Source organism: Falsiroseomonas oleicola (assembly GCF_019029495.1).
Lineage (GTDB): Bacteria > Pseudomonadota > Alphaproteobacteria > Acetobacterales > Acetobacteraceae > Falsiroseomonas > Falsiroseomonas oleicola.
In genome coordinates this window covers 166,176-186,701 of sequence record NZ_JAERQM010000001.1, presented here as the reverse complement: position 1 = coordinate 186,701, position 20,526 = coordinate 166,176, and the positions used below count along the sequence as shown (strand labels likewise).

Genomic DNA, 20,526 nt, shown 5'->3' with positions numbered 1-20,526 from the left:
CGGCGCGCGGCGCCGTTTGCAGCCGGGGCCGCACAGGATAGGTTGCCGCTGATGGCAGGCCCTGAACCCTTCTGGCGGACCAAGACCCTTGGCGCGATGACGCGCCCGGAATGGGAAAGTCTGTGCGACGGCTGCGGCCGCTGCTGCCTGCACAAGCTGCGCGATGCGGAGACCGAGGAGCTGGTCTGGACCAGCGTCGCCTGCCGGCTGCTGGATGGCGAAAGCTGCCTGTGCCGCAACTATGCCAACCGCAAGGCCATGGTGCCGGACTGCGTGAAGCTGACCCCGGCCAAGGTCGCCGCGATCGACTGGCTGCCGCCCACCTGCGCCTATCGCCTGCTGGCCGAGGGTCGCGACCTGCCCTGGTGGCACCCGCTGGTCTCCGGCACGCGGGAGACGGTGCATGCGGCCGGCGTTTCGGTGCGCGGCCGCAGTGTCGCGGAACGGGATGCCGGGGCGCTGGAAGACCATGCCGTGGACTGGCCGGGCAACTGGCCGCCGGCGGCACGGCCCAAACCCCGCCCGAGGCGGGCGGATCGATGACCAACGGGAAGGACCCGAACCGATGAAAGACGCGCTTTTCGGCGGCGTGAACGCCGCGGCCCTGACGGCGATGAAGGCCGACTTCTCGCCGGACCTCGATCGCTATGCCGCCCATTGCAACTGGCTGCTGGCCAATGGCTGCAACGGCCTCGGCATCCTCGGCACCACCGGCGAGGCGAACAGCTTCGGCTTCGAGGAGCGCAAGCAGATCCTGGAGGGCATCATCGCCCGGGGTGTGCCGGCCACGAAGCTGATGCCGGGCACCGGCTGCGCCTCGCTCGCCGATACGGTGGAACTGACGAAGCATGCCAAGGCGCAGGGCTGCCGCGGCGTGCTGGTGCTGCCGCCCTTCTATTACAAGGCGCCGTCGGATGACGGGCTGTTCGCGTATTTCTCCGAACTGGTTCAGCGGGTTGGCGGCGGCATCGCCATCTACCTGTACCATTTTCCGCAGCAGAGCGCGGTGCCCTTCAGCCTGGACCTGATCGGGCGGCTGCTGAAGGCCTTTCCGGGCCAGATCAAGGGCGTGAAGGACAGCTCCGGCGACTACGCGAACATGAAGGCGATGATCGACGCCTTCGCCAAGGACGGCTTCGAGGTCTATTCGGGCTCCGACGAGTTCGTGCAGAAGATCCTGGCCGAGGGCGGCGCGGGCTGCATCACCGCGGCCGGCAATGTGAACGCGCGCTTCGGCGCACTTGTCTACAAGCACCGCACCGGGCCGGAGGCCGATGCGGCGCAGGCCGTGTTGAACGCGACCCGCAAGGCGGCCACGGCCTCCCCGCTCATCCCTGGCCTGCGCGAGATCATCGCCCGCGCCACCGGCGATGACGCCTGGCGCAACATCCGCCCGCCGCATCTGCCCCTGTCCGCCGAGGCCGGGCAGAAGGCCTGGGACAATATGGAAGCGGCCGGCGCCCTGCCGCTGCCGGGCCTTGGGATGAAGGCCGCCGCGGAGTGAGCACGCCGCTCACCTGCCGGGCGCCGGCCATCGGCACCGTGCAGCAGGACGACGCCATGGTTCGCGTCACGCGCTGGGACTTCGATCCCGGCGCGGAAACGGGCTGGCATCGCCATGGCTGGGGCTATGTGGTGATTCCGGTGACGGACGGCACGCTGCTGCTGGAACTGCCGGGCGGTGCCACCGCCAACGCCACGCTGACGGCCGGCGTCTCCTACACCCGCGATCCGGGGGTGGAGCACAATGTGGTCAATGCCGGGACGGAGAAGATGTCCTTCGTCGAGGTCGAGCTGAAGGCCCTGGCGGGCTGAGCATTCCGGGGAGGGGGGGGCGCCGCCGTTGCGGTGGCGCCCCGCCTTGCGACATCATTGGGTCAATGAACCTGCCCGATTCCGAAATCATCGTATTGCCGGGCGCCGTGGCGGGGCAGAGCGGGGAATGCCGGGTGCAGTGGCGCCCGACGGCGCGGGCGCGGCAGGTTTCGCTGCGCATCTGCCCGCGCCAGGGGGCGGTGGTGGTGGTCCTGCCGCCGCGCGCAGGGCGACGCGCCGGCATGGCGCTGCTGCACGAAAACCGATCCTGGGTGCTGGACCGTCTGGCGGCGCTGGCGCCGGCCACGCCGCTGGTGGATGGCGGGTGCATCAGCCTCGGCGGGCAGGATTTTCTCATAAGACATGAAGAGGAGGCGCGGGGCGGCGCCTTCCTCGATGGCCGCGACCTGGTCATCACCGGCGATCCCGCCTTCCTGCCGCGCCGCGTGGCCGATTTCCTGCGGGCGGAGGCGAGGCGGCGCATCGCCGCGCTGGTCGGGCCGCATGCGGCGAGGCTGGGCGCCACCCCGCGCGGCATCCTCATCAAGGATACCACCACCCGCTGGGGCAGCTGCGCGCCGGATGGCACGCTCGCCTTCTCCTGGCGCCTGGTGATGGCGCCGGCCTGGGTGCTGGACTACGTGGTGGCGCATGAGGTGGCGCATCTGCGGGAGATGAACCACTCAGCCCGTTTCTGGGCGCTGGTCACGCGGTTGACGCCGCATCGCGCGGTCGCCGTCGCCTGGCTGCGCGCCCATGGGCCGAGGCTGTTGCGCGTTGGCTGACTGTTGCAGGAGAGACGACTGATGACCGCACCCATCGCCCTCATCACCGGCGCCACCGCCGGCTTCGGCCTGGCCATCGCACGGCGCTTCGCCGCCGATGGCTGGCACATCGTCGCGGCCGGCCGCCGACAGGATCGGCTGGAGGGGCTGGTGGCGGAACTCGGCGCGGAGCGCTGCCATGCGGTGACGCTGGATGTGCGCGACCGCACCGCGGTGGCGCAGGCGGTGGCCGAGCTGCCGGCCGGCTTCATGGACATCGACCTGCTGGTGAACAATGCAGGGCTGGCGCTCGGCCTGAACCCCGCCCAAGGCGCCGACCTCGATGACTGGGAGGCGATGGTCGATACCAACTGCAAGGGGCTGATGTATGTGACGCGCGCCGTGCTGCCGGGGATGGTGGCGCGCAATCGCGGGCATGTGGTGAATATCGGCTCGACGGCCGGTGAGTGGCCCTATCCGGGTGGCAATGTCTACGGTGCCACCAAGGCCTTCGTCCGGCATTTCAGCCTGAATCTGCGCGCCGACCTGTATGGCACGGCGGTGCGAGTGACCGATATCGAACCCGGCCTGGTCGGCGGTACGGAATTCAGCGCGGTGCGTTTCAAGGGCGATGCGGAAAAGGCCGCGGCGCCCTATGCCGGCACCGATCCGCTGCTGCCGGAGGATATCGCCGATGCCGTGCATTGGGTGGCGACGCGGCCGGCGCGGGTGAATGTGAACACCTTGCAGGTGATGCCGGTGAGCCAGAGCTTCGGGCCGCTGCGCGTGCACAAGATTGATTTGAAATAACAACATTATTGACGGTCGCAGAATTACTTTCTATTATGATTACGCAAACCTTCGTTAATAAAAACAAATACCGATTTTGAAGATGGGAGGAGATATGGACGTCAAGGAAGGGCATCCTGGAGCAATATTTCACTGGTTTTTCGATACAGATCAAGGCGCCGCTAATCCAGCAAATATATTAATCATGTTGCACGGCAGCAGTTCGGCTATGGAAATGCTGATTCAATCTTGCCTCGAAAATAAAAATCAGTTTGATGATGCGCTCGGGCCCGAAATCATGCTTCTATTTTTCGATCCGGATTTATCTGCCCGGGCAATGAGTGAGGGTGGTGTCGAAATGAGGGAGAGCTTTGAGCGCGGTCAATCTGCGAATTTTCTTTTTGCTGGAATGGGTGCGGCATATCCTGTCCCTTCGGCACTCTTCGAGATTGGCAGAGACAGATTTCGGTCTGAGCGACCGGGTGGAAGTATCTTTCAAAAGGTGGCGCGGGAGGTGGCTGCTTCAAATGGCCGCGCAATTCCGTTCTTCCAGCAGGTCTTCAGTCTCAAGCCGCAGCAGGATTATTTTTTGATTGCTCATCGCATAAATAAAAGCGTTCAACTATATGGGTTGGGCGAAAGTGCTTCTATTTCGTTGGAGGATATGCTGGCCATAATACGCAATCTTCGTCCGATTGCTCGACATTATAGGGGTGAGAGTGATTTGGATGCGATTGGAACTGTCGTATATGCGCGTATGAAGCAGGGAGCAATTAGACATGTCGCTCGCTCGGTGTGGCAGGCGCTAAATTCTGTGATTCGAGCCGCGCCACGTCGAGGATTGCATTAGGCTGAAAAATATCTGACTAAAGAATGCATTTGCGCCCTTTGCCGGCGCAGACCCGCTGCTACCGGAGGATATCGCCGATGCCGTGCATTGGGTGGCGACGCGGCCGGCGCGGGTGAATGTGAACACCTTGCAGGTCATGCCCGTGAGCCAGAGCTTCGGGCCGCTGCGCGTGCACAAAGGCTGATGTCAGTCGAAATCCGACGCGGTCGGTAGCTGCGGGACGCCCGGGCCGGCGATGGCCTGGGCGTGCAGCACGGCCCGCAGCACGGCCGCCGCCATCGCCTCCGCCGCCATCACGGACAGAACGGTCATGTTCCCCGCCTGGCCGGATTTGCCGGTCGCCAGCGCGAAGATCGTATCGCCGTCCCACATCGTGTGAACCGGGTTGATGGTGCGGGCCAGGCCGTCATGCGCCACCTGGGCCAAGCGCCGGGCCTGCGCCTTGGTCAGGGTCGCATCGGTGGCGACGACCCCGATGGTGGTCGCCATGCCCGCCTGAAGGATGGCGGGCAGGTCGCCGCGCAGGATGCTGTCGACGGTGCCGATGCGCTCACGTCCCTCGGCCGTGTCGCGCGCGCCGGCCAGAACGCGGCCGCTGGCGGGGTCCACCACATCGCCCACCGCATTCACCGCGACGATGGCGCCCACCGTGATCTGGCCAAGCTTCACCGAGGCGGTGCCGATACCGCCCTTCATGGCGCGGGCCGCGCCGAACAGCTTGCCCACCGTCGCCCCGGTGCCCGCCCCCACCGACCCTTCCGCCGGCGGCAGGCTGGTCGCGGCCGCGCAGGCGGCATGGCCGGCGGCGGCATCGGGCCGGATGTGGTGGTCGCCGTGGTCGAGGTCGAACAGGATGGCGGCGGGCACGATCGGCACGGTGGCCGGGCCGGCGGGAAAGCCGATGCCCTTCTCCTCCAGCCACCGCACCACGCCGGTCGCCGCCTCCAGCCCGAAGACGCTGCCGCCGGAGAGCAGCACGGCATGCACCTGCTCCACCAGGTTGGAGGGATCGAGCAACTCCGTCTCCCGCGTCCCCGGCGCGGCACCGCGCACATCGACGCCGGCCACGGCACCTTCCTCCGTCAGGATCACGGTGCAGCCCGTGGGGCGGCGGGTCTCGGTGAAATGGCCGACCTTCACGCCGGCGACATCGGTGATGGCGCCGCCCATCAGGCGGCAGAGGCGGTCGGCGGCGGGCACCATCGCCTCAGGCCGCCCGTTCGGCCTTGGCGACCATCGCTTCGGCCTGGCGGATCGAGGCGATGTCCAGCAGCTTGCCGTCCAGCGCCACGGCGGCGCGGCCTTCAAGTCGGGCGGCCTCCATCGCCGCCAGCACGCGGCGGGCCTGGACGACTTCCTTCTCATCTGGCTGGAAGGCGGTGTTCAGCGTGGCGACCTGGTTGGGGTGGATCACCATTTTGCCCTCCGCGCCCAGCGCCCGGCCACGCCGCGCCGCGGCCTCCAGCCCCTCCGCATCGCGGAAATCGCCATAGGGCCCGTCGATCGGACGCAGCCCGGCGGCGCGGCCGGCGGTGATCACGCGGGACACCGCAAAATGCCAGGGGTCCAGCAACCCGGCCGGGCTGGCATAGTCCGGGTTCAGCCCGCCGATCGCCGTGGTGCGCATGCCGAGGCTGGCGGCGAGGTCGGCCACGCCCAGATGCAGGCTCTCATTGCGGGGGGAGGCGGTGGCGATCGCCTCCACATTCGCCAGGCCCTTGGCCGTCTCGATCACCAAGCCGAGGCCGACGCGGCGGGCGCGGCCGGCGCTGGCCTCGATCTGGCTGAACAGCAGGTCGGCGGCAAAGACCTCCCTCGGATCGCCGACCTTGGGGATCATGATGACGTCGAGACGGTCGCCGGCAGCTTCCAGCAGGGCGATGACATCCTTGTAGAAATGCGGCGTGTCCTGGCCGTTCACCCGCACCGCCAGGATCTTGCGGCCCCAGTCGATGCCGGCCAACGCGGCGACGGCATTGGCGCGGGCGCGGTCCTTCTCGGCCTCCGGCACGCTGTCCTCCAGGTCGAGGAACACCGCATCGGCGAGGCCGGCGGCGGCCTTCGGGAACAGCTCCGGGCGGATCGCCGGCACGGCGAGTTCGCTGCGGTGCAGACGGGCGAGGGGGGCGGCGGTCATGGCGCGGTTTCCTGCACAGCGAGTGGGTGATGGTCCTGGACCAGACGCTGGAGCTTCTCCTCCAGCACCTTGGTGTAGATCTGCGTGGTGGCGATATCCGCATGGCCCAGCAGCACCTGCAGGCTGCGCAGATCGGCGCCGCGGGCCAGGAGGTGGGAGGCGAAGGAATGCCGCAGCACATGCGGGCTGACCCTGGCCGGGTCCAGCCCGGCGTTCAGCGCCGCATCCTTCAGGATCAGCCCGATCGTCTGGCGCGTCACATGCCCTTCCGCCGCGCGGGAGGGAAACAGCCAGCGGGAAGGTTTTTCCGGGTTGGGCCGCGCCTCCAGCGCTGCCTGGACGGCGGCGCGCGCCCGGGTGGAGATCGGCACCAGGCGGTCCTTGTTGCCCTTGCCGCGCACGGTGACCAGCGGCTGGCCCGGCCGCAGCGCGCTGGCGGGCAGGGCGGCCAATTCGCTCACGCGCAGGCCGCTGCTGTAGAGCAGTTCGATCAGCGCGACGGCGAAGGGGCCACGGTTGCCGGGCAGCCGGGCGGCGCCTTCCAGCAGCGCCTCCATCTCCGCCTCCGCCAGCGGCTTGGGCAGGCTGGCGGGCAGGCGGGGGCCTTCCTCGAGCGCTGTCGGATCATCCTCCCGCAGCCCTTCCTGCACCAGGAAGCGGAAGAACTGGCGCAGCGCGGAAAGGCGGCGGGCGGCGGTGCGGGCGGCGAAGCCGGCATCGGTCAGGGCGCGCAGATAGGATTGGATGGTGCCGGCATCGGCGGTCAGCGGGGTGATGCCGCGCGGCGCGCAATGGTCGCTGAAATCGGCCAGGTCGGCAGCATAGGCGGCCAGGGTGTTGCGGGCCGCGCCACGCTCGGCCGCCAGCATTTCGAGAAAGGCCTCCGCGTGCCGATCCATAGTGGCGGCGTCAGCGGGTTCCGAAGCGCTCGGCGGGCACGCTGCGCTCCACCGGCTGCGGCGCGACGGAAGGCGGGAAGGCCCCTATGCCCAGCAACCCGACCACCAGCAGCGCAAAGATGACGGCGGCCAGCAGGAGCAGAGGGTGACGAAACATCGTGGATGGGGATCCTCACGCGCTGGGGCCGTGCAAACACGGTCGCCCCTCCTGGGACCGGGCGTCCGTGGCGGGAAGCTTCCTTCTCGAAGCAACTGAATCCACAGTATACACCCGGCTCGGACGATTACGTCCAGGCGGAAAGTGCTGTAGCCTCCGCCACCGTGTCACGCAACAGCGCCCTTTCGACCTGGCCTCAGGCTGAGGCCCTACCGCCCGAGGCGGTGGCCTTCTCCCCTTCGCCGCGCAGCATCGTGCTGGTCGGCATGCCCGGCTGTGGCAAATCCTCCATCGGCAAGCGCCTGGCGGCGCGGCTCGACCTGCCCTTTCTCGACGCGGATACGGAGATCGAGGCGGCCGCCGGCCTGCCCATCACCGAGATCTTCAGCCGCTATGGGGAGCCGCATTTCCGGGATGGGGAGCGCCGCGTCATCGCCCGGCTGCTGGCCGGCCCGCCCTTGGTGCTGGCCACCGGTGGAGGGGCCTTCACCGATGCGCGGACGCGCGCGGCGGTGCGCGAATCCGGCGCCCTGGCGGTCTGGCTGCGCTGCACCCTGCCGGTGCTGCTGCGCCGAGTCGCGGGGCGGGACCACCGCCCGATGTTTCTCAACCGGGACCCGCGCGAGGTGCTGGAGCGCCTGATGGTCGCGCGCCACCCGACCTTCGCAGAGGCCCAAGTGATCGTGGACTGCACCGACGAACCGCCCGAGACGACGACAAAGCGGGTGATGGACGCCTTGGCGGTGCATCGCGACCCCGCCCGGCTGAAGGTGCGCCTGTCGGAGCGCAGCTATGACATCGTGGTGGGTGACGGGCTGCTGGAACGCGCCGGCGCGCTGATGGCCCCCGTCCTGCCGGCGCGCCGCGCGGTGGTGGTCACCGATTCCAGCGTCGCGCCGCTGCACCTGCCGGCGCTGCGCGCTGGCCTGGAACAGGCCGGGATCACACTGGTGGCGACCGTGGAGGTGCCGCCGGGCGAGGCCAGCAAGTCCTTCGCCCAGTTGGAGAAGGTGGTGGAGGCGGCGCTGGCCGCCGGGGCGGACCGGCGCACCGCGGTGGTCGCCCTCGGCGGCGGCGTGGTCGGCGACCTGGCCGGCTTCGCCGCGGCGGTCGCGCTGCGCGGCCTGCCCTTCATCCAGGTGCCGACCACCCTGCTGGCGCAGGTGGACAGTTCGGTGGGCGGCAAGACCGGCATCAATCTCGGCCTGGGAAAGAACCTCGTCGGCGCATTTCATCAGCCTTTGCTGGTGCTGGCCGACACCACCGTGCTCGCCACCCTGCCGCCGCGCGAATTGCGGGCGGGCTATGCTGAAGTCGCCAAGCACGGGCTGTTGCAGGGCGCGCTCTGGGACTGGTGCGAGGCCGAGGGGGCGAGGGCGGTGGCCGGTGATCCGGCCGCGCTGGCCCATGCCGTGCTGGAATCCTGCCGCCTGAAATCCGGCGTGGTGGCGGCGGATGAGCGGGAGGAAAGCGCCGAGGGCGGCCGCGCTTTGCTCAACCTCGGCCATACCTTCGGGCACGCCTTCGAGGCGGAATGCGGCTATGGCGGCACGCTGCTGCATGGGGAGGCGGTGGCGGTGGGCCTCGGCCTCGCGGCCTCACTCTCCGCCCGGCTGGGCTTCTGTTCGCAGGAACTGCCGGGGCGGGTGATCGCCCATCTTCAGGCCTGTGGGCTGCCGGCGCGGATCGGCGACCTGCCGCGTTCATTCTCGGCGGAGCGGCTGATGACGAGGATGCGCAAGGACAAGAAGGTGCGGGACGGGGCGATGCGCTTCGTGCTGCTGCGCGGGCCGGGGGATGCCTTCACGACCTCGGAAGTGCCGCCGGCCGCCGTCATGTCCCTGCTGCGGGATGAGGGCGCGGCGGCGTAGCCTTCCTGTACTGGCAAACGCATGCGATACCCGGGCGCTGCACTGCACCATCCGGGGATCCCCTGCCCGATGCCGCTTCCCGAGCCCGAGGTTCCGCGCGTTCCGCTGCACCGCCGCCAGATCACCCTGGATGGCTATCAGCGCACCGATGGGCTGTTCGACATCGAGGCGCATCTCGTCGACACCAAGTCCTACCCCTTCGACAACATGGACCGCGGCACGCTGGCGCCCGGCGACCAGTTGCACGGCATGTGGGTGCGCCTGACCGTGGATGAGGCGATGATGATCCACGCCTGCGAGGCCGTTTCCGACTTCACCCCCTATGAGATCTGCCCCAAGGCCGCGCAGAGCATGAGCCGCCTGGCCGGCGTTTCCATCGGCCCGGGCTTCAACCGGGCGGTGAAGGAACGGGTCGGCGGCGTGCTCGGCTGCACCCATCTGCGGGAGGTGATGGCCCAGATGGCGACGGTGGCCTACCAGACCATCGCCCCCTGGAAGTGGCGCCGCGACCGTGCGAGGCGTGCGGCGGCGATCGCGGCCGGCGACACCTCCGAAGCCCCGCCGCCGCGGCGACTGCCGATCGGAAGCTGCTACGCCTATGCCGAAGACAGCCCGGTGGTGCGGCGGCATCGGGAGGGTGGCGGCGCGGAGTAGGGTTTCAGCCCTTCGCCGCCTCCTCCGGCGTCAGCAGCCTCAGCGATAGCGCATGCAGCCCGGTGTCGAATTCCGCCGCCAGCGCCTCATGCGCGGCGCGGGACCGGGCGACGCGGTTGAGTCCGCTGAAGGCAGGGGAGACGATGCGCACCGAATAATGCGTCTCCCCACCCGGCCGGGCGCCGGCATGGCCGGCATGCTGGGCACTGTCGTCCTGCACGACGACCTCCGCCGCGGCGAAGGTCTCGCGCAGCCTTGCTGCGATCCGCTCGGCTCGGCTCATCATGTATTCCTTTTGCATATGGGATGGCTCGCCAGTTCCGCCATGGTCCGGCCAGGCATGGCCCCGATGCGCGCCGCCCGCTTGCGCCGGGGAAATGCGACGACCATAAGACCCGCATGGCGCGACGTGGCGACCGCATCGGAACACTGACCGCGGAGCCGGAGGCGCCGGTGCGGCTCTGCGAGCAGCCGGGCTGTGCCGCGGCCGGCGACTACCGCGCTCCGCGCGACCGCAAGACGCTCAATGAGTATCGATGGTTCTGCCTGGAACATGTGCGCGCCTATAACCGGGCCTGGGACTACTACAAGGGCATGAGCGCTGGCGAGATCGAGGCCAATCTGCGCTCCGACAGCGGCTGGCAGCGGCCGACCTGGCCGCTCGGCCGGCTGGGTGGCGCCAATCCCTTCGATACGGAGGCGCTGCGCGATCCGCTGGGCGTGCTCGGCGCGACCCCGCTGCATGCCCAGCGCCGTGCCCGCCAGCCGCGGCCGGATGAGCCGCCGGCGGAGCTGCGCGCCGCGCTGGATGTGCTGGGCCTCGGCTGGCCCATCGATTCCCTGGCGCTGCGCACGCGTTACAAGGAACTCGCCAAGCGTTACCACCCCGATGCCAATGGCGGCGATCGCCAGGCGGAGGAGCGGCTGAAGGACATCAATCGCGCCTACAGCCTCGTCCGACGTAAACTTCCGGGCAAAGCGATGCCCGCACCCGCTTCTGCCGGGTAGCCGCGCCCGCCTGGGCGCCTTAGGATTGCAATCGATGTCACAGCCGGACCGAGATATGAACAAGGCCGCCAGCCTCGCCGAGATCAACCCCACCTCCGCGATCGACCAGCCGGATATCAAGCTCGCCGTGCGCGACGTCTTCGGTATCGATAGCGACATGGTGGTGCCCGCCTTCAGCCGCCGCACCGAGCACGTGCCGGAGATCGACAGCACCTACCGCTTCGACCGTGAGACGACGTTGGCCATTGTGGCCGGCTTCGCCTTCAACCGCCGCGTGATGGTCCAGGGCTATCACGGCACCGGCAAGTCCACGCATATCGAACAGGTGGCGGCACGGCTGAACTGGCCCTGCATCCGCGTGAACCTGGACAGCCACATTTCCCGCATCGACCTGATCGGCAAGGACGCCATCGTGTTGAAGGACGGGAAGCAGATCACGGAATTCCGTGAAGGCATCCTGCCCTGGGCCCTGCAGCACCCCTGCGCGCTGGTCTTCGACGAATACGATGCCGGCCGCCCGGACGTCATGTTCGTGATCCAGCGCGTGCTGGAGGTGGAGGGCAAGCTGACCCTGCTCGACCAGAACAAGGTGATCCGCCCGCATCCGATGTTTCGCCTGTTTGCCACGGCGAACACGGTCGGCTTGGGCGACACGACCGGCCTGTATCATGGCACGCAGCAGATCAACCAAGGTCAGATGGACCGTTGGAACCTGGTGGCCACGCTGAACTACCTGCCGCATGCGCAGGAAACCGCGATCGTCATGGCCAAGCTCGGCTGGGACGACAAGGACGCGAAGATGAAGCGCCAGACGGAGGCCATGGTGGCGCTGGCCGACCTGACCCGCGCCGGCTTCATCGCCGGCGACATCTCCACCGTCATGTCCCCGCGCACCGTCATCACCTGGGCGGAGAATGTGCGGATCTTCGGCGATATCGGCTTCGCCTTCCGCATGACCTTCCTGAACAAGTGCGACGAGGCCGAGCGCGGCACCGTCGCCGAATACTATCAGCGCTGCTTCAACGAGGAACTGCCGACCGGCAGCTCGCTGCGCAAGGCGGGGTGAGTTATCCACTAGCTTGATCTTGGGGGAGTGCAGCTATGGCCGGCAAAGCGAAGAAAATTAAGAAATCATCTGGCCAAGCTACCAAAAGAGTTGGGCGGGCTGCTCAGCACCAAGATCTCGCAAATGGTGTGGTCCATGTTTTTGTAGACGACCAAAATTTATTTTACGGGATACGGAATAATGAGGGCGGGCGTTCCTATAGAATAGATTTTGGTCGACTGTTGATGGAAGTCGCAAAGGACTCGAATGGGAACACTCGCGCTGTTGGTAGTGCTTACATTGCGGGCGTAATCCCCGACGATGATAGTTTCTGGAAGGCTGCTGAGAGCAAGGGTTTTGTCGTTAGGCGCGGGTATCTTGGCACGGGTAACAGATCCAAGCAGGATGATGCGTATCTTATTGTGGAGATTATGGAAACAATCTATACGCAGCAGGGGCCGTCAACAATTGTCCTGGTTGCGGGCGATGCGGATTATGTTCCGCCGCTGATTAAATCTCAGGACAAGGGATGGCGCAACGAGGTCGCCTTTATTGACCGCGGTATTTCTATTTCGCTTGAAGCGTATGTTCATGAGTTCCGAACTTTGTCTGCTAGCAGTCTCCAGCTTCTTTAAGCATTCTAGGGTGCCAGCAAATTAAGTGAGAAGGTAGGAAGGTGACCGGCAAGCCCGACCAGACGCGGCAGGAAGAATTCAAGCGCGCCACCGCGGGCGCCGTGCGCGCCATCGCCCGCCAGCCGGAAGTGCAGGTCGCCTACCAGCCCGGCCCCTCCGGCCTCGCCGGCAAGCGCGCCCGCCTGCCGCTGCCGACCCGCGCCCTGCCGCCGGCCGAAATGGCCAAGCTGCGCGGCGCCGCGGACGCCATCGCCCTGAAGCTGCGCCACCATGATGAGGGCGTGCACGCCAACCGCATCCCCGCTCGCCGCGAGGCGCGGGAGGTGTTCGATGCGCTGGAGGATGTGCGCGTCGAAGTGGTGGGCAGTCAGCATATGTCCGGCGTCGCCGCCAATCTGCGCGCCCGCCTGACCGACCAGTGCGAGTCGGAAGGCTACGACCGTATGACGCGGAAGGACCAGTTGCCCTTGGCCGCCGCGCTGGGCCTGCTGGCCCGCGAAAGGCTTTCCGGCCAGCCGGCCCCGGCCCCGGCGCAGCGCATTCTGGAGATGTGGCGCGACACCATCGGCGAATCCGCCGAATCCGCGCTGAAGGAAATGGCCGACAAGAGCGGCGACCAGGACGCCTTTGGCCGCGCCGCGCGCAAGCTGCTGGCTGCGCTCGACCTGGCCGAGGCCGAGGTGGAGACCGAGGCCGAGCAGGATGAGGAGGAAGGCGAGGGCGGTGAGACCACCTCGCAGCAGGACCAGTCCGGCGAGGGTGAATCCCAGGCCCAGGACACCGAGAGCATGCTCGGTGCCCAGCCCGAGACCATGCAGGGCGACAGCGCCGAGGATGACGGCGAGGAAGGCGAGGAGGAAGGCGCCGCGGCCGAGGGCGACGACCGCCCCGGCGGCCCGCAGCAGCGCAAGGAAGTGCCGGCCACCGACGATGCCTCCGTCTACCGCGCCTATAACAAGGCCTTCGACGAGGTGGTGGAGGCCGACGACCTGTGTGATGCGGAGGAGTTGGCGCGTCTGCGCCAGCAACTCGACCAGCAGCTTTCGCATCTGCAAGGGGTGGTTTCCAAGCTGGCGAATCGCCTGCAGCGCCGGCTGATGGCGCAGCAGCAGCGCGCCTGGGAATTCGACCTGGAGGAAGGGTTGCTGGACGTGGCGCGGCTGGCCCGCGTCGTGGTGAACCCGATGCAGTCGCTGTCCTACAAGCGGGAGCGGGAGGCCGATTTCCGCGACACCGTGGTGACGCTGCTGATCGACAATTCGGGCTCCATGCGCGGCCGGCCGATCACCGTCGCCGCCATGTGCTGCGACATCCTGGCCCGCACGCTGGAACGCTGCGCAGTGAAGACCGAGATCCTCGGCTTCACCACCCGCGCCTGGAAGGGCGGCCAGTCCCGCGAGCGTTGGGTGCAGGAAGGCAAGCCGCGCAATCCGGGTCGCCTGAACGACCTGCGCCACGTGATCTACAAGTCCGCCGACGCCCCCTGGCGCCGTGCCCGCAAGAATCTCGGGCTGATGCTGCGCGAGGGGCTGCTGAAGGAGAACATCGACGGCGAGGCGCTGGAATGGGCCTATAGGCGCCTGCTGACCCGCACCGAGCATCGCCGCATCCTGATGGTGATCTCGGATGGCGCGCCGGTGGATGACAGCACCCTGTCCGTGAACCCGGGCAACTACCTGGAACGCCACCTGCGCAAGGTGATCGGGGAGATCGAGGGGCGGGAGGCCGTGGAGTTGATCGCCATCGGCATCGGCCACGACGTCACCCGCTACTACCGCCGCGCCGTGACCATCGTGGATGCCGAGGAGTTGGGCGGCACCATGATGAAGAAGCTCGCCGAACTGTTCGACGAGGATGCGGCGATGGCCTGGCAGCGGGCTTCCTCGGAACGCGCGGCGCAGATCGCCTGATCTTCCACCGCCGCGCCGCCCTTGCGGCGGCTTTCGCCGCGCTGCCCGGCTGTGCCGGCAGCGCGGAAGGTCCCGCGCTCACCCGTCGGCTGGACCTGCCGGAACTGCCGCCAGGGCCGCTGCGTCTGCTGGGTGGGCTGCGGATCAATACCGGCGTGCTGGGCTTTGGCGGGCTGTCCGGCCTGCATCTGGCGCCGGACCTCACACTGACCACCATCAGCGACCGTGGCCGTTTCGTGCAGATGCGGCTGGCATTGGATGAAGCTGGCCGGCCGCGGGCCCTGTCACAGCTGCGCAGCGGCCCGCTGCGCGATAGCGCAGGGCGCCCCTTGTCGGGAACGAATGGAGATGCGGAGGCACTGGCGCGGCTGCCGGACGGGTCCTGGCTGATCGGATTCGAGCGCCGCCACCGCATCCAGCAGCATCGCGACCTGGCTGGGCCGGGGCGGGAAGTGCCGCCGCCCCCTGGCCTGGAACGCTCGCCAAGAAATGCGGCGCTGGAATCCCTGACCGTGCTGGCGGATGGGCGCTGGTTTGCCTTGTCCGAGGGGCTGGCGCCGCCCAATGCGCCCGCGGACCGGCAGGGCTGGATCGGTCGGCCGGGGGCCTGGCAGCGCCTTTCCTACCGCCCGGCCCCGCGACTCGACCCTGTGGACGCGGCGGCACTGCCCGATGGTGGGGCGCTGGTGCTGGAACGTGGGTTCAGCCTGTTCGGCGGGTTCTCCGGCCGGCTGGTGCGCCTGGCGCCCTCCGCCTGGTCGGCCCCGGTGCTGCAAGGGGAGGAATTGTTGCGCTTCGCCGCGCCGCTGCCGGTCGACAACTACGAGGGTGTCGCCGTCCTGCCCTGGCGGGGGCGGCTGCTGGTCGCCGTGATCTCGGATGACAATGAGAGCATCCTGCAGGCCACCATCCTGCTGCTCTTCACGCTGGAACCGTAGTCATGCCGGCCCCAGCACCCTGGTGCTGGGCAGTGTGAGCCACGCCCGTGCGCCGATTCCCGGCGCGCTTTCCAGCCGGATATCGCCGCCATGCGCCACGGCGAGTGAACGCGCGAGCGTCAGGCCCAGATCAAGTCCGCGCGTGCCATTGGCCGTGCCGACCATGCCATGCTGGAGACCGCTGGCGGTCTCCGTCACCAGGTCCTGGGCGGGCAGGCCATCCCCCTCATCCTCGACGATGATGGCCACCGTCTCGGCGCCCAGCACATGGCGCAGGGCAACCACATCGCCGTCCCGCGAATGGCGCGCGGCGCGTCGCAGCAAGGCGGAGAGCGCCCCTTCCAGCGCGCGACGGTCGGCCTGCACCCGCAGGCTGCGCAGTTCCGGCGTGATCTTCCAGTGGCGCTGACCGGGACGGAGCTGGGCGGCGACATTGGCGATGGCGGCATCCACCACCGGGCCGAGCAAAGCAGGGGCCTCATGCAGCGTGCGCGGTGCGGGTTCCGTGGCGAAATCGGCCAGGTCGTCGGCGAGTCGCAGCAATTGCTGTGCGACGGCCTCAATAGGATTGTCCTGGCTTGGCCGCACCAGATCGGAATGGTCCGCCGCGGCCATCAGGGCGAGGCCGGGGCCTCGCAACTCCTGCGCTGCCAGAGACAGGCAGCGACCGCGCGCCGCAGCGAGCCTCTCCGCCGAGGCAACCCGCTGGCGCGCTCCCGCAAGAGCGCCATGCACCCACAGGCCCAGGGCGATCAGAGGGCCACTGAGCAGCAAAGCCGCGGCAAAGGTGGTGGTGGTCCACATCGCGGCGAGTTTGCCGCGATCACCCTTGCCAATCCCTTAATGCCACACCGCCCGGAAGTAACGAAAACGTGACACGGGAGGCAGAGGGGGGGCGAGGGCAGTCCCCGCCCGCAGGATCAGGCCGCGGCCTTCTTGTCCCGCGCGCGCTCCAGCCGGCGCTTCAGCACCTGCGCCTCGACCGGCAGGCGGCGATTCGGCGTGCCGAGCAGGAAGGAGTCCAGGCCGCCATTGTGCTCGACGGTGCGAATGCCGTTGACCGACAGGCGCATCCGCACGGGCGTGCCGAGGATGTCGGAGAAGAACGATGTCTCCTGCATGTTCGGCAGGAAACGCCGGCGCGTCTTGTTGTTCGCGTGGCTGACGTTGTTACCCGTCAGCACGCCCTTGCCGGTAATACCGCAGCGGCGGGCCATGACACATCAATCCCGAAAAGCGCACGCGCGGGTCCTGGGCCGAAGGGGCCAGGCGGCCGCGCGCGGAGGTGGTCCGGAGCGGGGCCTATCGCGGATCACGCCCCACTCGTCAAGTCCGCTGCCCGATCGTGACAGCCTTGCGACGGCAGTGCGGCGTCAATTTCCGCCGCTCTGCCCTTCCGCCGCGGCGCGGCGCATCTCCGCCAGCTCCCCGCCCTCGACGGAGGCCAGGGCGCTGCGCAGCACGCCAGCCACGGCCCGGTCATCCATGCTGCGCGCCAGCATGCCCAGCGAACCACCCAGAAGGGCGGAGGCGATGGAAATCGGCGTGATGCCCTGCTCGAGCATGTATTCGATGGCCTTGTCCACCACCGAGCCGGCGTGGCTCAGGTCTTCCGGGGCCACGCCCTGGGGGTCGAACTGCATAGGTGGCCTCCTCAATGGATCGGGACATAGGCAGGACAGCGCGGCGAGGAAACCCCTCGCACGCGCCCTATCCTGATGGTCAGGCAGGCAATCCGGCAGCGGCCTGCGCGGCGGCGGCGGCTTCGGCGGCCGCCACGGCCTCCGACTGCCGGCGCCACATGGCGGCATAGAGGCCATCGGCCGCGATCAGCGCGGCATGCGGGCCACGCTCGGCCACCTGGCCTTCCTGCAAGACCAGGATTTCGTCGGCATCGACCACGGTGGACAGGCGGTGGGCGATCACCAGCGTGGTGCGGCCCCGCGCCGCATCGCGCAGCGCGGTCTGGATATCCTGTTCCGTCCGGGTATCCAGCGCGCTGGTCGCCTCGTCCAGGATGACGATTCGCGGGTTCTTCAGAAGGGTGCGGGCGATGGCGACCCGCTGCTTCTCCCCGCCCGAGAGCTTCAGGCCACGCTCGCCCACCTTGGTCTCGTAGCCATCCGGCAGGCGCAGTACGAAGTCATGCACCTGGGCGGCGCGGGCCGCGGCCTCGATCTCCTCCTGGCTCGCATCGGGGCGGCCATAGGCGATATTGTAGCGGATACTGTCATTGAACAGCACGGTGTCCTGCGGCACCACGCCGATCGCCGCCCGCACGCTGTCCTGCTGCACTTCCCGCACATCCTGCCCATCGATCACCACCCGGCCGCCGGTCGCGTCGTAGAAGCGGAACAGCAGGCGGCTGATGGTGGACTTGCCGGCGCCCGTCGGGCCGACGATGGCCAGCGTCCGCCCCGGCGGCACGGTGAAGCTGACGCCCTTCAGGATTTCCCGGTCCGGCCGATAGCCGAATCGGACATCCTCGAAACGCACCTCCCCGCCCGTGGCGACCAAAGCGGGCGCGTCGGGGGCATCTGCAATCTCCCGATCCTCCCGCATCAGGGTGAACATGGCCTCCATGTCCACCAGACCCTGCTTGATCTCGCGATAGGCAAATCCCAGGAAGTTCAATGGCTGGAACAACTGGATCATGTAGGTATTGACCAGCACGAAGTCGCCGACGGTCATCCCGCCGCCAGAGACCCGGCTGGCCGCCATCATCATCACCACCGTCAGGCCCAGGGCGATGACGGACTGCTGGCCGAAGTTCAGCGCATTCAGGCTGACCTCGGACCGGGAATAGGCCCGCTCATAGCGTTCCAGGCTGGCGTCGTAGCGGCGGGCCTCGTGGCGCTCATTGCCAAAATACTTCACCGTCTCGAAGTTCAGCAGGCTGTCGACGGCGCGGGTATTGGCCTCCGTGTCGGTGTCGTTCATCGCCCGGCGGAAGCGCAGGCGCCATTCGGTGAACATCAGGGTGAAGGCGATGTAGATGCCGACCGTCACCATGATGACGGCGCTGAAGGTGAAGTCGAACATCCCCCACAGGATCGCCGCCACCAGCAGGATCTCGAAGATGGTGGGCACGATGTTGAACAGCAGGAAGTCCAGCACGAAGGTCATGCCGCGCGTGCCGCGTTCCAGCACGCGGGACAGGCCGCCGGTCTGCCGGTCCAGGTGGAAGCGCAACGACAGGGCGTGCAGGTGCTGGAACACCTGAAGCGCGATGCGCCGGGTCGCCCGGGCCTGCACCTTCACGAAGATGGCGTCGCGCGCCTCGTTGAAGGCGCTGCTGGTCAGGCGCAGCAGGCCATAGGCCAGCACCAGCGCGATCGGCACCACGGCGATGGTCGCCGCCGGCCCGACCTGCGGTGCCAGCGCATCGACGGCGCGGGCGAAGGCAATCGGCACCACCACATTGGCGGCCTTGGCGAAAACCAGCAGCACCAGGCTGGCGACAACCCGGAACCGCAGGCCAGGCTCGCCCTTCGGCCAGAGATAGGGGGCAAGCGTGAGTAGCGTTCGCATGTGACTGCGCTCGCGGGGAATTTCTTTCTGCACGTGAAGCTCCGGGAGCAGGTTGATGCCAAAATGGGCCTTGATGCGCCCGGCGCAAACCGCCGACTGGGCTTCCGTGCCATGCGTGGCGCGCGCTACAGGGGCGGCATGCACCCGCCCGCGACCGACTTCGCCCCGTTTGAGCGGCATATCGCCGCCTGCAACAACATCGCCTCCCCGGCCAGCCTCATCCGCTTCAGGATCGGGGAGGACCAGGTCGGCTGGGTCGGCATGGATCTGGCGCGCGCCTTGGCCTTCTATCCGCGCGACTTCCATTTCGACCAGCAGGGTGTGGCCCTGGCGGGGCGGCTGCGGGCGCCCGGCGCGCGCAGCCAGGCCCTGGCCATGGTGGTTCGGGGGCTGGCGGCGCGCGGCCACCTGACCCTGCGTGGGGAGGCCTTCGACATCCGCGCGGCACCGGATGGCCCCGTGCTGGCGCAGTTGGACCGCGGCGCCATGCCGGCCTTCGGCGCCATGTCCCAGGGCGTGCATGTCAACGGCTTCGTGCGCCGGCCGGACGGGCTGCATCTCTGGGTCGGCTGGCGCTCTCCCCGGAAGGCGGTGGCGCCGGGCAAGCTGGACAATATCGTCGCCGGCGGCGTCCCCGCCGGCCTGTCACCCGCCGAGACGCTGGTGAAGGAAGCCGCGGAGGAAGCGAGCATCCCGCCGGAGATCGCCGCCCGCGCCGTATCGGTCGGCCGTGTCTCCTATGTCATGGCCGCGTCCGAAGGCCTGCGCCGGGACGTGCTGCACTGCCACGACCTTGAATTGCCGGAGGGGTTGGAGCCGCGCCCGAATGACGACGAGGTGGAGCGCTTCGAGCTCTGGCCGGCCGCCAGGGTGCTGGAGGAGGTGCGCGACCGCGACCGGGTTAAGTTCAACGTCAACCTGGTGCTGATCGACTTCTTCCTGCGCCACGGCCTGCTGGATGCCGCGGCGCCGGGGGCGGAGGCGCTGCGCGCCGGGCTCGATCAGGTGGCCTGAGCGGCCTCCGCCTGGGCCGGCTGCGGCTGTCGCATCTGCTGGCAGAGATCCTCCAGCGTCACCGCCGCAAGATTGGCCTCCATCGCCGCCTCCGCCGAATCGAAGACACCGCGCAGCAGGCTGGGGATCGCCGGGGCCGCGTTTGCCCCCGCCGGACCGCGATGCACCGGCAGCAAGGGCAGTCCCTTTCGCCGCATCGCCTGCCATACCTGGCCGAGGGTGATCGCCCCCGGCGCCCGGGCCAGCTCGGCCCCACCTGGACCGCGCCGGATACGGATCAGCCCGGCCCGGGCGAGCTGCCCGGCGAGCCGGCGGATGACGACGGGGTTGGTGCCGACACTCTCCGCGATCCGGCCGCTCGTGAGCTGGCCGCCCGGCGCTGTGGCCAGGAGGATGAGAATGTGCACGGCGACGGCGAAGCGGGTTGCGACCATGTCGGTCTACACGCGCGGTGACGCCAATGGTTCCGCATCGAACCCGTCGCTTGACTGGGACGTGAACGCAAGACG

The 20,526-nt window shown here is 68.2% G+C and carries 24 protein-coding genes; 14 read left to right on the top strand and 10 right to left on the bottom strand.

Going from position 1 to position 20,526, the window contains the following annotated elements; translation table 11 throughout:
- Positions 1-51: 51 nt before the first annotated feature.
- From JJQ90_RS00905 to JJQ90_RS00880, 6 genes are all read left to right on the top strand, one after another.
- Positions 52-543 (top strand): YcgN family cysteine cluster protein, encoded by a 492-nt coding sequence (locus JJQ90_RS00905; protein ID WP_216872594.1) that lies wholly within the window; start codon positions 52-54, stop codon positions 541-543.
- 22 nt (positions 544-565) lie between these two features.
- A complete protein-coding gene (locus JJQ90_RS00900; protein WP_216872593.1) occupies positions 566-1,504 on the top strand; it encodes a dihydrodipicolinate synthase family protein in 939 nt (312 codons plus the stop codon).
- A complete protein-coding gene (locus JJQ90_RS00895) occupies positions 1,501-1,815 on the top strand; it encodes a cupin domain-containing protein (protein ID WP_329959336.1) in 315 nt (104 codons plus the stop codon). Before JJQ90_RS00900 ends, JJQ90_RS00895 begins: the two co-directional genes overlap by 4 nt.
- A gap of 65 nt (positions 1,816-1,880) precedes the next feature.
- A complete protein-coding gene (locus JJQ90_RS00890) occupies positions 1,881-2,600 on the top strand; it encodes a M48 family metallopeptidase (RefSeq protein WP_216872592.1) in 720 nt (239 codons plus the stop codon).
- Between the two features lie 21 nt (positions 2,601-2,621).
- Complete coding sequence (locus JJQ90_RS00885; RefSeq protein WP_216872591.1) at positions 2,622-3,389, top strand: SDR family NAD(P)-dependent oxidoreductase; 768 nt, start codon at positions 2,622-2,624, stop codon at positions 3,387-3,389.
- Positions 3,390-3,483: 94 nt separating this feature from the next.
- Positions 3,484-4,218, top strand: a complete 735-nt coding sequence (locus JJQ90_RS00880) for a hypothetical protein (protein ID WP_216872590.1) — start codon at positions 3,484-3,486, stop codon at positions 4,216-4,218.
- Positions 4,219-4,404: 186 nt separating this feature from the next.
- Here the strand turns inward: JJQ90_RS00880 and JJQ90_RS00875 are convergent, their stop codons facing one another.
- From JJQ90_RS00875 to JJQ90_RS00860, 4 genes are read right to left on the bottom strand one after another with little or no spacing between them, the layout of a single operon-like run.
- On the bottom strand, positions 4,405-5,418 hold the full coding sequence (locus JJQ90_RS00875) for a P1 family peptidase (protein WP_329959335.1): 1,014 nt from the start codon (positions 5,416-5,418) through the stop codon (positions 4,405-4,407).
- A gap of 7 nt (positions 5,419-5,425) precedes the next feature.
- On the bottom strand, positions 5,426-6,355 hold the full coding sequence (locus JJQ90_RS00870; RefSeq protein WP_216872589.1) for an HpcH/HpaI aldolase/citrate lyase family protein: 930 nt from the start codon (positions 6,353-6,355) through the stop codon (positions 5,426-5,428).
- Entirely contained in the window at positions 6,352-7,254 is a 903-nt protein-coding gene (locus JJQ90_RS00865) for a tyrosine recombinase (protein WP_216872588.1), read from the bottom strand. Before JJQ90_RS00865 ends, JJQ90_RS00870 begins: the two co-directional genes overlap by 4 nt.
- A gap of 10 nt (positions 7,255-7,264) precedes the next feature.
- Positions 7,265-7,411, bottom strand: a complete 147-nt coding sequence (locus JJQ90_RS00860) for a hypothetical protein (protein ID WP_216872587.1) — start codon at positions 7,409-7,411, stop codon at positions 7,265-7,267.
- A gap of 224 nt (positions 7,412-7,635) precedes the next feature.
- Here JJQ90_RS00860 and aroB point away from each other — a divergent pair, with 224 nt between their 5' ends.
- Entirely contained in the window at positions 7,636-9,282 is a 1,647-nt protein-coding gene (gene aroB / locus JJQ90_RS00855) for a 3-dehydroquinate synthase (protein ID WP_329959334.1), read from the top strand.
- A gap of 69 nt (positions 9,283-9,351) precedes the next feature.
- Positions 9,352-9,936, top strand: a complete 585-nt coding sequence (locus JJQ90_RS00850) for a DUF2889 domain-containing protein (RefSeq protein WP_216872585.1) — start codon at positions 9,352-9,354, stop codon at positions 9,934-9,936.
- A 4-nt stretch (positions 9,937-9,940) separates the two neighbouring features.
- Here the strand turns inward: JJQ90_RS00850 and JJQ90_RS00845 are convergent, their stop codons facing one another.
- A complete protein-coding gene (locus JJQ90_RS00845; protein ID WP_329959333.1) occupies positions 9,941-10,219 on the bottom strand; it encodes a BolA family protein in 279 nt (92 codons plus the stop codon).
- A gap of 116 nt (positions 10,220-10,335) precedes the next feature.
- Between JJQ90_RS00845 and JJQ90_RS00840 the strand changes: the two genes are divergently transcribed.
- From JJQ90_RS00840 to JJQ90_RS00820, 5 genes are all read left to right on the top strand, one after another.
- Positions 10,336-10,944: a J domain-containing protein gene (locus tag JJQ90_RS00840; protein WP_216872583.1), complete on the top strand. Its 609-nt coding sequence runs from the start codon at positions 10,336-10,338 to the stop codon at positions 10,942-10,944.
- A 55-nt stretch (positions 10,945-10,999) separates the two neighbouring features.
- Positions 11,000-12,010, top strand: coding sequence for a cobaltochelatase subunit CobS (cobS, locus tag JJQ90_RS00835; protein WP_216872582.1), 1,011 nt, complete (start codon positions 11,000-11,002; stop codon positions 12,008-12,010).
- 35 nt (positions 12,011-12,045) lie between these two features.
- A complete protein-coding gene (locus tag JJQ90_RS00830; RefSeq protein WP_216872581.1) occupies positions 12,046-12,624 on the top strand; it encodes an NYN domain-containing protein in 579 nt (192 codons plus the stop codon).
- 41 nt (positions 12,625-12,665) lie between these two features.
- Positions 12,666-14,534: a cobaltochelatase subunit CobT gene (gene cobT / locus JJQ90_RS00825; protein ID WP_216872580.1), complete on the top strand. Its 1,869-nt coding sequence runs from the start codon at positions 12,666-12,668 to the stop codon at positions 14,532-14,534.
- Positions 14,535-14,689: 155 nt separating this feature from the next.
- Positions 14,690-15,472: an esterase-like activity of phytase family protein gene (locus JJQ90_RS00820; RefSeq protein WP_216872579.1), complete on the top strand. Its 783-nt coding sequence runs from the start codon at positions 14,690-14,692 to the stop codon at positions 15,470-15,472.
- On the opposite strand, the gene JJQ90_RS00815 is transcribed toward JJQ90_RS00820, so the two are convergent.
- The 4 genes from JJQ90_RS00815 to JJQ90_RS00800 all read right to left on the bottom strand — a co-directional run bounded on the left by JJQ90_RS00815 (position 15,473) and on the right by JJQ90_RS00800 (position 19,003).
- Positions 15,473-16,276 carry a sensor histidine kinase gene (locus JJQ90_RS00815; protein ID WP_216872578.1) on the bottom strand — a complete coding sequence of 268 codons (804 nt, stop codon included), beginning with the start codon at positions 16,274-16,276 and terminating at the stop codon, positions 15,473-15,475.
- Between the two features lie 116 nt (positions 16,277-16,392).
- Positions 16,393-16,689, bottom strand: coding sequence for a 50S ribosomal protein L28 (rpmB, locus tag JJQ90_RS00810; RefSeq protein WP_216872577.1), 297 nt, complete (start codon positions 16,687-16,689; stop codon positions 16,393-16,395).
- Positions 16,690-16,845: 156 nt separating this feature from the next.
- Positions 16,846-17,115 carry a hypothetical protein gene (locus JJQ90_RS00805; protein ID WP_216872576.1) on the bottom strand — a complete coding sequence of 90 codons (270 nt, stop codon included), beginning with the start codon at positions 17,113-17,115 and terminating at the stop codon, positions 16,846-16,848.
- Positions 17,116-17,194: 79 nt separating this feature from the next.
- Positions 17,195-19,003, bottom strand: coding sequence for an ABCB family ABC transporter ATP-binding protein/permease (locus tag JJQ90_RS00800; RefSeq protein ID WP_216872575.1), 1,809 nt, complete (start codon positions 19,001-19,003; stop codon positions 17,195-17,197).
- A gap of 63 nt (positions 19,004-19,066) precedes the next feature.
- Between JJQ90_RS00800 and JJQ90_RS00795 the strand changes: the two genes are divergently transcribed.
- Positions 19,067-20,017: an NUDIX hydrolase gene (locus tag JJQ90_RS00795; protein WP_230410290.1), complete on the top strand. Its 951-nt coding sequence runs from the start codon at positions 19,067-19,069 to the stop codon at positions 20,015-20,017.
- On the opposite strand, the gene JJQ90_RS00790 is transcribed toward JJQ90_RS00795, so the two are convergent.
- Positions 20,005-20,451, bottom strand: coding sequence for an Rrf2 family transcriptional regulator (locus JJQ90_RS00790; RefSeq protein WP_216872574.1), 447 nt, complete (start codon positions 20,449-20,451; stop codon positions 20,005-20,007). The two genes, JJQ90_RS00795 and JJQ90_RS00790, sit on opposite strands and share 13 nt — an antisense overlap.
- Positions 20,452-20,526 lie beyond the last annotated feature (75 nt).